General features: G+C 73.7%; 8 protein-coding genes. 4 read left to right on the forward strand and 4 right to left on the reverse strand.

Going from position 1 to position 10,197, the window contains the following annotated elements; all coding sequences use genetic code 11:
* The first annotated feature begins 16 nt into the window (after window positions 1–16).
* Window positions 17–820 (forward strand): TIGR03089 family protein, encoded by an 804-nt coding sequence (locus K329_RS23840; protein WP_084541029.1) that lies wholly within the window; start codon window positions 17–19, stop codon window positions 818–820.
* 43 nt (window positions 821–863) lie between these two features.
* On the opposite strand, the gene K329_RS29215 is transcribed toward K329_RS23840, so the two are convergent.
* Window positions 864–3,758 (reverse strand): FG-GAP-like repeat-containing protein, encoded by a 2,895-nt coding sequence (locus K329_RS29215; RefSeq protein ID WP_157571509.1) that lies wholly within the window; start codon window positions 3,756–3,758, stop codon window positions 864–866.
* Window positions 3,759–4,009: 251 nt separating this feature from the next.
* Window positions 4,010–5,479 carry an LCP family protein gene (locus K329_RS23850; protein ID WP_043641849.1) on the reverse strand — a complete coding sequence of 490 codons (1,470 nt, stop codon included), beginning with the start codon at window positions 5,477–5,479 and terminating at the stop codon, window positions 4,010–4,012.
* 605 nt (window positions 5,480–6,084) lie between these two features.
* On the opposite strand from K329_RS23850, the gene K329_RS0101435 reads away from it, so the two are divergent.
* Genes K329_RS0101435 through K329_RS0101445 form a run of 3 tightly spaced genes read left to right on the forward strand, consistent with a single transcriptional unit; the run spans window position 6,085 to window position 8,341 of the window.
* Window positions 6,085–7,044: an LCP family protein gene (locus K329_RS0101435; protein ID WP_052336233.1), complete on the forward strand. Its 960-nt coding sequence runs from the start codon at window positions 6,085–6,087 to the stop codon at window positions 7,042–7,044.
* Window positions 7,041–7,934 (forward strand): crotonase/enoyl-CoA hydratase family protein, encoded by an 894-nt coding sequence (locus K329_RS0101440; RefSeq protein WP_028471664.1) that lies wholly within the window; start codon window positions 7,041–7,043, stop codon window positions 7,932–7,934. Before K329_RS0101435 ends, K329_RS0101440 begins: the two co-directional genes overlap by 4 nt.
* On the forward strand, window positions 7,931–8,341 hold the full coding sequence (locus tag K329_RS0101445; protein ID WP_028471665.1) for a CoA-binding protein: 411 nt from the start codon (window positions 7,931–7,933) through the stop codon (window positions 8,339–8,341). Before K329_RS0101440 ends, K329_RS0101445 begins: the two co-directional genes overlap by 4 nt.
* Before the next feature lie 22 nt (window positions 8,342–8,363).
* Here the strand turns inward: K329_RS0101445 and K329_RS23855 are convergent, their stop codons facing one another.
* Window positions 8,364–9,602 (reverse strand): heparan-alpha-glucosaminide N-acetyltransferase domain-containing protein, encoded by a 1,239-nt coding sequence (locus K329_RS23855; protein ID WP_052336234.1) that lies wholly within the window; start codon window positions 9,600–9,602, stop codon window positions 8,364–8,366.
* 27 nt (window positions 9,603–9,629) lie between these two features.
* Window positions 9,630–10,196 carry a 5-(carboxyamino)imidazole ribonucleotide mutase gene (gene purE / locus K329_RS23860; protein ID WP_052336235.1) on the reverse strand — a complete coding sequence of 189 codons (567 nt, stop codon included), beginning with the start codon at window positions 10,194–10,196 and terminating at the stop codon, window positions 9,630–9,632.
* Window position 10,197 lies beyond the last annotated feature (1 nt).

Consider the following 10,197-nt stretch of genomic DNA (forward strand, 5'->3'; position numbering starts at 1 on the left):
AGAGAAGGCTGCGACGATGGCTGACGTGAACCTCCCGAACCGAGCCGACCGTCACTCCCCCGTCACCTTCGCGACCCTGCTGGGCCGTCTCCTCGGCGACGAGCCCGGGCGACCGTTGGTGACCTACTACGGGTACGACGCCGACGGCGCGGTCGTCGACCGCACCGAGCTGTCGACGACGACGTACGCCAACTGGGTGGCCAAAGCCGCGGGCCTGCTCACCGACGAGCTCGACCTGGAGCGCGGCGACCGGCTGCTGCTCGACCTGCCGACGCACTGGCTGACGCCCGTGCTCTGGGGCGCCGCCTGGACCGCGGGTCTCGTCGTCGTGCTGCCGGAGGACCTGGCCGCGGGTGCTGCGGGCGGGTCCGTCGCCGAGGGCGACCTCGCCGCCGTCGTCTGCGGTCCTGCCTCCCTCGACCGGTGGTCCGACCGCGCGGACGACCTCGTCGTGCTGGCCTGCGCGCTCACCCCGCTGGGGCGTCCCTTCGCCGGCGGGGTGCCCGACGGGGTGCACGACGTCGGCGTCGAGATCTGGTCGCTGCCCGACGCGTACGTCGCGATCGACCCGCCCACGCCCGAGGACGAGGCGCGCCCGGGTCGGGTCCAGGGCGACCTGCTGTCCCCGCCGGACGGACCGGCGCTGCGGGTGCTGACGACCGACCTGTCGACCGTCGCCGGCCTGGACGGGGCCGTGGGGGTCCTGGCCGCCGGCGGCTCGCTGGTGCTCGTCGACCCGGCGGCGCCGTCCGCCCCGTGGTGGCCCGAGAAGCGCTCCGCCCTCGAGCGCGACGAGCGGCTCGAGGGCGGGGCGGCCTGAGCCGGACGGCTCGGGCGGGTTCCTGCTGACGTACGGCGGGCGCTCAGCCCATCATGTTCACCCGCACGGAGGCCTCCGCGATGATGCGGTTGGTGACGATCGCACCGCTCGCGTTGAACTGGACGAGCCGCAGCTGGCCGGTGGCCTTGTGCCGCAGCACCAGGTCGGGGCGGCTGCCCCGGGTCCACGACGCGGTCGCGAGGGCGATGTCGTACCCGGCCATGCTGATCTTCGGGAACGTGAACCACGTGCGCAGCGCGGGGGTCGCCGTCTGGCTCGTGCCGAAGCCCGCCGTGCCACGACCCGGGTAGACCCGGAGCGTGCCCGCGGCGTCGACGCCCATGAAGTCGCCGTAGCCGTCGCCGGTCACGTCGCCGACGAACCGCAGCTGGCTCACGCCCTCGAACCCCGTGCCGAGCGACGTGGGCGACCAGAACTGGCCGTCGTTGCTGCCCCGGTAGAGCGTCAGGTTGCCGTCCTTGGCCCGGACGATCAGGTCGCCGCGGCCGTCCTTGTCCCAGTCGCCGACGTTGAAGAGCGCGGCGGCCTCGGGCAGCACCAGGTTCGTCGGCACCGCGCCCAGGTGGTCGAGCGTGCCGGCGTGCGGGACGATGTAGGCGTAGTCGCCCTGCCGGCCCACGAGGTCGGGTGCCCCGCTGCCGATGAGGTTCCCGGCGCCGGAGAGGTTCGTCAGGTTGTTGCCGCCGAGGGGTCCGCGGGCCGGGCCGAAGGCACCGGCGCCGTTGGACGGCAGCACGTAGAGCGTGCCGCTGCTCAGCCGCATGACGAGGTCGGCCTTGCCGTCGCCGGTCGCGTCGCCCCAGCCGCCCATGGCCGTGATGCCACCGAACTCGCCGGGCACGGGGATGCGCTGGCCGATGCCGACCTTCTGGCCCCGGACCGTGCCGGCCGCGCCCAGCGGGACGATCCAGAGCTTGCCCGCCCGGTCGCGCATCAGCAGGTCGGCCCGACCGTCACCGGTCACGTCGCCGACGCTCGTGAACATGTCGTAGCCGCTCCAGTCGGACGACAGGACGACCGCCTTGAAGGTACCGCGTCCCGTGCCGAGGTAGGCGATCGTGCGACCGTTCGCGAACCGGGCGACCAGGTCGTTGTGCCCGTCGCCGTCGATGTCGCCGACGGGCGTCAGGTTGTCGGTGCCCTTGAACATCGAGGTGCTGGCGACCCGTGCCGTGGAGAACTTGCCACCGCCGGCCCCCGGGGCGATCCAGGCCTTGCCGCCGCGGTCGACCACCACGAAGTCCGGCTTGCCGTCACCCGTGAGGTCGGGGGTGATCGTCATGCCCTGGGCGCCCGCGACGTTGCCGGCGATGCGCACGGGGGCGTTGTAGCGGTGCCCGCCGAACCCGGGGAGGACGTAGACCCTGCCGTCGTTCATGCGGAACGCGAGGTCGGGGTCCGCGCTGCCCATGAGGTTCGTGTCGGTCAGGTTCGGGGTCGTCGCCTTGTTCTGCGGCGCCGGAGGCGTCGGCGTCGGGGTCGGCGCCGTCTCGCCCCCGGTCGTCTGGATCTTCTTCACCGCGGTGCGGATGCCGGGGATCTTGGCGTAGAGGTAGCGACCCGGGCACGCCGTGGACCCGCCGTCGCGGTGCCCGATGATCGCCGGCATGCGCACGCTGCCCCACGTCTGGGTCGACGTGGCGTCGATGCCGTGGATCGCCAGCTTCCAGGCGATGAGCCGGGTGATGGCGGCGACCATCTCGCTCGAGGGCTCGGCGATGTCGTAGTTGCCGATCGCCGAGATGCCGAAGGCGTAGTCGTTGTACGCCGAGATGTGCGCGCCGCGCACGGCGGCGGTGACCCCGCCGTACCGGCCCTCCCACAGCCGGCCGAAGCGGTCGACGAGGAAGTTGTAGCCGACGTCGCTCCAGCCCTGCGACTTGGTGTGGTACGCGTAGATGCCGCGGATGATGCCCGGCACCTGCTCGGCCGTGTAGTTGTTCGCGTTGACCGTGTGGTGGATGACCGCACCCTTGACGGCGGCGTAACGGGGAGCCCCGTCGCGCATCGACTCGTCGGCCCCCCACTGGGCACGGGAGTAGATGGCGGGCCGCGGGACGGTGGTGGCCGCGGCGGCGGACTGCAGCGCGATCGTGTCGTCGTCGGTGGCGGTGCCCTCGGTGCCCTCGGTGTCGGCCGTGCCCTCGGTCGCGGGCAGGGTGGCCGCGCTGTAGGCCGGCGCCTCCTCGACGACGGTGGACTCGCCCGGGTCGATGACCGCGACGGTCAGGTCGTCCGGCAGGCCGCCCGGCGCCGTGGCCCGCACCTGGGCCTCGTCGACCTCGCCCACGAAGAACAGCTCCGTGCCGGGACGCGTGTCCTCGGCCTCGGGGTCGTCGGTGGCGGTGCCGTCCTCGAGCGCCTCGTAGGGCAGCTCCTCCCACTCCGACCAGGTGCCGGCGGTCGCGTGGCGGACCTCGAAGGAGATCTCGTCAGCGGCGATCGGCGTCTCCGGGCTCCACGTGACGCCGACGGCGCCGTAGCCCGTGACGGGCCGCGGGTCGCTCGTGACCTCGGTGGCCGGGACGTCGGTCGGCGTCTCGGTCGGCGTCTCCGACGGGGTGCCGGTCGGCGCCTCCGACGGGGTGCCGGTCGGGACCTCGGCCGGGGTCTCCGTGGAGCCGGACGTCGAGCCGTCACTCGGGGCGTCGGTCGGGGCGTCGGCCTCGAGCGGCGTCTCCTCCACCGTCGACTCGACGGGTGCGGTCTCGACGGGGGCCTCGGCGACCGGGTCCGCCGCAGCGGGCAGGGTCGGTGCCGAGGCCTCGGGGGCGTGGCTGACGTCGAGGGAGATCACGTTCGTCGCCGGAGCGAGGAACGCGAGGACGACGGCGAGGGCCAGCAGCTGCTGGCACAGGGTGATGAAACGGGCCTGACTGGGACGCAACGGGTGCTCCTGCGTGGGGGAAGTGGTCACACAAGCAACGACATTCACACACGTCACATCAGCACCACACAAGCCGAACTGAGTAACTACACGACTGTAATTTCCAGTCGACACGCCGAGTCGTCCCAGAAATTCTGCCTTCTCGGCGTCGTTCGCGGGCCGGAACCGGGGATCCTGCGGCGCCGCTCCCCCTCAGGGAGCGAGCAGGGGCGCGGAAAAGGCGCCGGTCCCCGAGGGGACCGGCGCCTTCCGGAACGGGCCGTCGTGCGGTGGGAGCGGGCTCAGCAGGAGGACGCGAGGTCGGCGGTGTCGTTCGCCACGTAGCCCTCGTCGCGCGACCCGAGCGAGCCACCGGTCACCGGGGTCTCCGTGGCGGCCTCGGCGGGAGCCGCCTCCTCGGTGTCCGCGACGTCCGCCGCGGCCTCGTCGGTCGTCGGCTCGGGCGCCGCGGGCGTCTCGCCCTCGGCCCGCGCGATCGCGTCGTCGATCATCGTGTGCACGACGTCCATGTCCGGGTCACCGGTGTTCACGGCCGGCGGCACGATCGAGACGCTCGACATCGGGTGGTCCTTCGCCTTCAGCGCGAGGTCGGCGAACCGGTCCAGCTCGCTCGCCGGGATGCTCGTCTCGACCATGGCCGAGCCGGCCGCGGCGATGTCGCCGTACCTGCGCAGCAGGGTGGCCGGGTCGAGCTGCTGCAGCATCGCCCCCATCACGCACTTCTGCCGGGCCATCCGCGAGTAGTCGTCGGAGTCCTCGCGCGACCGCGAGAACCACAGCGCCTCGTAGCCGCTGAGCGTCTGCACGCCGGGCTCGATGTAGCCGTAGACCGGCGAGCCCACGCCACCGATCGGGATCCGGGACCGCACGTCCATCTCCACGCCGCCGACGGCGTCGATGAGGGTCTCGAAGCCGCGCATGTCGACCATGGCCCAGTAGTTCACGTCGAGGTCGGTGATGCCCTCCACGGCCGAGAGGGTGGCCTCCATGCCGATCTCCTCCAGGCGGGCGTCGCTGACGTCGCCCGAGGCCCCGAAGAGGTCCGCGTTGTCGGTGGCCCAGGTGGTCACGCCGTTGAGGTAGCAGCCGTCGCAGTCGAACCCGTCCGGGAACTCGCGCGCCATCACCGACCCGTCCGCGAACGGGAACTTGGCCATGTTGCGCGGCAGCGAGATGAGGACCGTCTCGCCCGTCTCCTCGTCGATGCTCGCCAGCGTCATGGAGTCCGTGCGGAGGCCGACCCGGCCCTTGCCCGCGTCGGCCCCGAGGAGCAGCACGTTGTAGCGGCCGGCCTCGGCCTCGGTGACCGGGCCGTCGCCGGCGACGGCCTGCACCATGTCGCGGGTCGAGCCCACCAGGTGGGCACCGAAGAGCAGCGTGCCGGCCACGGAGAGGCAGAGCGCCCCGTTGATGCCGACGACGACGAGCCGCTGGTTGCGCACGAGGGTCATCGGCTCGCCGATGCGCCAGGCGTCGACGAACAACGCCGCCCAGCCGACGGCCAGCGCGATGAGCACGAGGCGGACGACGGCCAGCACCTCGAGGTTGAGGCCCAGCTGGATGACGAGCCCGTTCCAGGTCATGCCGGCGAGCGCCAGCACGACGAGGGTGGCGACGAGGACGAGCCAGATGCGCAGGGCGATCCTGCCCACGCGGCGGTTGCCGGCGACGAGCTGCGCCGAGCCCGGCAGGACCAGGGTCATCAGCATGAGCGTGACCGCGCGGCGGAACCGCACGCGGGCGGCGCGCACGGGGGCGGCGGTACGGGTGGATCGGGGAAGACGGACGGCCTGCGGTGCGCGGACGGCGGGTTTCGTCTGCGCGCGCGCTGACTCCTCGGCGGAGGGCGCCGGAGGGGTCGTGTCGGTGGGCGGCATCAGCAGGCCTTTCTCGCCGGGGAAGGGACGCCTGGGCATGCCGGGCAAGTATCACCAGTCCCATGCGTCACTGGCGTGCAGCCACGCCGGTGGCGACGCGCCCAGTCGTGCGGGGACCCGCGCGGTAGCGTCACCCCATGGCAGATCGACCGCGCGGGAGCGGCAGGCCCCAGGAGGGCACTCCCGAGTACGAGTGGCTCTACGGGGCAGGAGGCGGAGCGACACCTCCGCCGGACCCGTCCGGGCCGTCCACCAGGCCCGGCCGCCGGGCACGGCGCGACGCCCCGTCCGCTGCCGCCGACGAGGGCACGCGACTGCTGCCGACGGGTCCGCCCGCGCAGGACCTGTACGACGGCCGCGGTCGCGGCGCTCCCCCGCCGCCCCCGCCTCCGCGCCGGCAGCCACCGCCCCCGCCGCGGGGACCGGTCTCTCCCCCGCCCCCGGCGGCCGCCCGACCGCGCCGTCGCCGCCGCTTCCCCGTGTTCCGGGTCCTGCTCGTGCTGCTGCTCCTCTGGGTCGTGTTCCTGGTCGCCGTGCCGATCTGGGCGTGGAACAACGTGGAGCGCATCGACGCCATGCCGACCGGCGACCGGCCGGCCGACCAGCCCGGCACGACGTACCTCGTCGTCGGCAGCGACTCGCGCGCGGGCCTCAGCGACGAGGAGCGCCGCCGCCTCGGCACCGGCAGCAACGAGGGCGACCGGACCGACACGATCATGATGCTCCACACGGGCGGCGGCGAGCCGGTCGTGGTCTCGTTCCCGCGCGACCTCTTCGTCGACGTGCCCGGCGGCGACAGCACGCGGATCAACGCCGTCTACTCCCAGGGCGGGCCCCAGCTGCTCGTCGCGACGATCGAGCAGAACACGGGCGTCCGCATCGACCACTACGTGGAGATCGGGATGGGCGGCGTGGCCGGCATCGTCGACGCGATCGGCGGCATCGAGCTGTGTCCCGAGGCCAGCATCAAGGACGACGGCGCCCACCTCGAGATGGAGGCCGGGTGCCAGGACGTCGACGGCGTCACCGCTCTCTCCTACTCCCGGGCCCGCTGCTCGAAGAACGGGCCGCCCGAGTGCCCGTTCGTCTCCTCCGACCTCGACCGCGTGCAGAACCAGCGCGAGGTCGTGGCGTCGGTCGGCAAGCGGGTCGCCTCGCCGCTCAACATCCTGCTCCCCTGGCGCTACGTCTCCCTCAACTCGGCCGCCACCGACTTCGTCGCGGTCGACGAGCAGACCAACGTCGTCGAGGCGGCGCGGGCCGGTCTGGCGCTGCGCGCGATCGGCGGGGGCGCCCGCAACTGCACCGTGCCGGTCACCGACGGCTCCGCGGAGAGCCGCGACACCGAACGTGCCGACCAGCTCTTCTCGGCCCTGGCCACCGACGACCCCGACCTGATCACCGACGACCTCTGCACCGCGAACGGACTGGCGCCATGACGACGCACCCCACCCCGACGTACGAGACCCTCGACTGGACCGTCGACGACGGCATCCTCACGCTGACGCTCGACCGGCCCGAGGCCATGAACTCGTTCACCGTCACGATGGCCGACGAGCTGGAGGACGCGTTCCGCCGGGTCAACCAGCACGACGAGGTGCGCGCGGTCGTCGTGACCGGCGCCGGCAAGGCCTTCTGCGCCGGCATGGACCTCTCGCGCGAGGGCAACGTCTTCGGCCTCGACGAGAGCCTCGCCCCCACCCCGCAGGACATGGTCGACCGGCTCGACGCGCCCGAGATCCACGACGGCGTCCGCGACACCGGCGGCCGGGTCGTGCTCGCCATCTTCGACTGCACCAAGCCCGTGATCGCCGCTGTCAACGGCGCGGCCGTCGGGATCGGCGCCACGATGACGCTGGCGATGGACGTGCGGATGGCCTCGACCAAGGCACGGGTCGGGTTCGTGTTCGGCCGCATCGGCATCACCCCGGAGGCCTGCTCCTCGTGGTTCCTGCCGCGGCTCGTCGGCCTCTCGCAGGCGCTGGAGTGGGTCTACGCAGCCGACATCCTGACCGCCGAGGAGGCGCACGCCGGCGGCCTGCTGCGCTCGGTGCACGAGCCCGAGGACCTGCTCCCGGCGGCGTACGCGCTCGCCCGGAAGTTCGTCGAGTCGCGCTCGCCGGTCGCGGTCGCCCTCAGCCGCCAGCTGCTCTACCGCAACGCCGGCGCCCCGCACCCGATCGACGCGCACCGCTCGGACTCGCTCGCGATCTACTACGCGTCGCAGGGCGACGGCAAGGAGGGCGTGGCCGCGTTCCTGGAGAAGCGGGCGCCCGACTTCACCTCGCGGGCCTCGGAGGTCCCCGACGTCTTCGGTGACCGGTCGTGACGTCCTGGCAGGACCCGGCCGCGGTCGCGACGATGCTCGACGAGCTCGACACCTGGGCGGTGGTCGGCCTGTCCGACAACCCCGACCGCACGGCGTACCGGATCGCGGAGCTGCTCATCGAGCGCGGCAAGACGGTCGTGCCCGTGCACCCGAAGGCACCGACGGTGCTCGGCCAGCGGGGCTACGCGACGCTCGCCGACATCCCCTTCCCGGTCGACGTGGTCGACGTGTTCCGCCGCTCCGAGGCCGCCGGTGCCTTCGTCGACGAGGCGATCGCCATCGGCGCCAAGGGCGTGTGGCTGCAGCTGGGCGTCGTCGACGCGGAGGCCTTCGAGCGCGCTCGCGGTGCCGGCCTGCTCGCGGTCATGGACACCTGCCCCGCGATCGAGTGGCGCCGCCGGGGCTGAGCCCGACGGAGGCACCGGCGCCTCAGCGCCTCGACGGGCGTCGTACGGCGTCGGCGGCGCCCCGCGAGGCCCGGGACACCACGGCCTCGAGGGGCCCGCGCCGGCCCGCGGCGGCGAACGCCGCGCCGAGGGCGAGCACGAGGAGCGTGTGCCAGACCCACGCCTCCGTGCCGTCGTCCGGCGGCCAGACGTCGGGCTGCCGTGCCACGACGTGGAGGCTGTAGAGCGACAGCGTCATCGACCCGGCGCCCGCCCCCACGGCCAGCACCCGCCGACCGGTCGCGCCCACGGCCCCGGCGAGCAGCAGGGCCGAGCCGATGACGAGCAGGGCGCTCCCCTGGGTCTGCAGCAGGTCGGCGGGCGTGCCGCTGTGCTGGCCCGTCACCAGCAGCCACTGCCACGGACCTCCGGTGGGGGTCGTGCCCGAGAGCTGCTCCGCGAGACGGTCCACGGTCGTCGCGTCGAAGGCCGTGTCGGGCCCGCCGGGTCGACCGGCCAGGGTCGCGACCACGCCGGGCGCGCCGACCAGCCACGCCGAGACGAGCGGCACGACCACGACGAGGGCGGCACCGACGAGGGCCAGCACGGCCGGCACCACGCGTCCGGCGAGGTCGCAGCGTCCGACGGCGAGCCCCAGCAGCCCGTAGGCGAGCCAGGTGAGCGCCGGGTAGTAGCCGGTGACCGTGAGCTCCGACAGCAGCCGAACGGGCTCCCCGAGCTGGGAGAGGGACGGGCTGTCGAAGCCGCGGGGCGGCAGCGAGGGCCGGACGAGGTGCGACCCGACGGGCACCACCACGGCCCACAGGCCGGCGAGCGCGAACAGCACCGGCGCCCGCAGCCCGACGAAGGGCAGCAGCAGGACGAACAGGACGGCGTAGGAGGTGAGGATCACCGCCAGGCCGGACTCGAGACCGCCGAGCAGCAGTCCGAGGAGCCCGACGAGCAGCGCCCGCACCACGATCCCGGACGACAGCGCGAGCCGTTCCCGACCCCGTGCGGCGCGGGCGGCGCCGGAGGCGCCGGAGGCGCCGGAGGCGCCGAGCGGTGCCCCGGTCGTGGCCCGCTCGCGGGTCGCCAGCGCGATGCCGACGCCCGCGAGCACCGCGAAGAGGGCCGAGGAGCGGCCCCCGGCCACCGCCTGCACGAGCGTGAGGTCGCCCTCCGGGGTCCGGTCGACGTACGTGTGGGTCGCAATCATCCCGACCAGCGCGAGGCACCGCGCGACGTCCAGCCCGACGAGCCGTGCCGTACCGGTCGTCACGAGGAGGACCGGCTCAGGGCCACCGGGTCAGAAGCCGGCGCGGCGGGCGCCGGCTGCCCCGGCCGAGGCGCTGCGCACGACCTCGCCCTTGGCGTGGGCCGCGTCGCGGAGCCCCGCCTGGAAGGTCACCATGCGGGCCCGGAGCCCCGGGTCGGTGGCCGCGAGGATGCGCACCGCCAGCAGGCCCGCGTTGCGGGCACCGCCGACCGCCACCGTCGCGACCGGCACCCCGGCGGGCATCTGGACGATCGAGAGCAGCGAGTCCATGCCGTCGAGGTAGCGCAGCGGGACGGGCACCCCGATCACCGGCAGCGGGGTCACCGCGGCGAGCATGCCCGGCAGGTGGGCCGCTCCCCCGGCGCCAGCGATGATCACCGACAGTCCGCGGTCGGCGGCGTCGCGCCCGTACGCGATCATCTCCTCCGGCATCCGGTGGGCCGAGACGACGTCGGCCTCGAACGGCACGTCGAACTCGGCCAGCGCGGTCGCGGCGGCCTCCATGACGGGCCAGTCCGAGTCGGACCCCATCACGATCCCGACGCGGGCGCCCCCGGCGGTGGCGCCCGTCGTCCCGGTGGTGCTCTGCTCGCTCATG

This window comes from Nocardioides alkalitolerans DSM 16699, from assembly GCF_000426525.1.
GTDB lineage: Bacteria > Actinomycetota > Actinomycetes > Propionibacteriales > Nocardioidaceae > Nocardioides > Nocardioides alkalitolerans.

Bases quoted from the DNA above. Each gene is read 5' to 3' on its own strand.
- K329_RS23840 (WP_084541029.1), top strand. From the start codon at position 17: ATGGCTGACGTGAACCTCCCGAACCGAGCCGACCGTCACTCCCCCGTC.
- K329_RS0101440 (WP_028471664.1), top strand. From the start codon at position 7,041: ATGACGACGCACCCCACCCCGACGTACGAGACCCTCGACTGGACCGTC.
- purE (WP_052336235.1), bottom strand. From the start codon at position 10,196: ATGAGCGAGCAGAGCACCACCGGGACGACGGGCGCCACCGCCGGGGGC.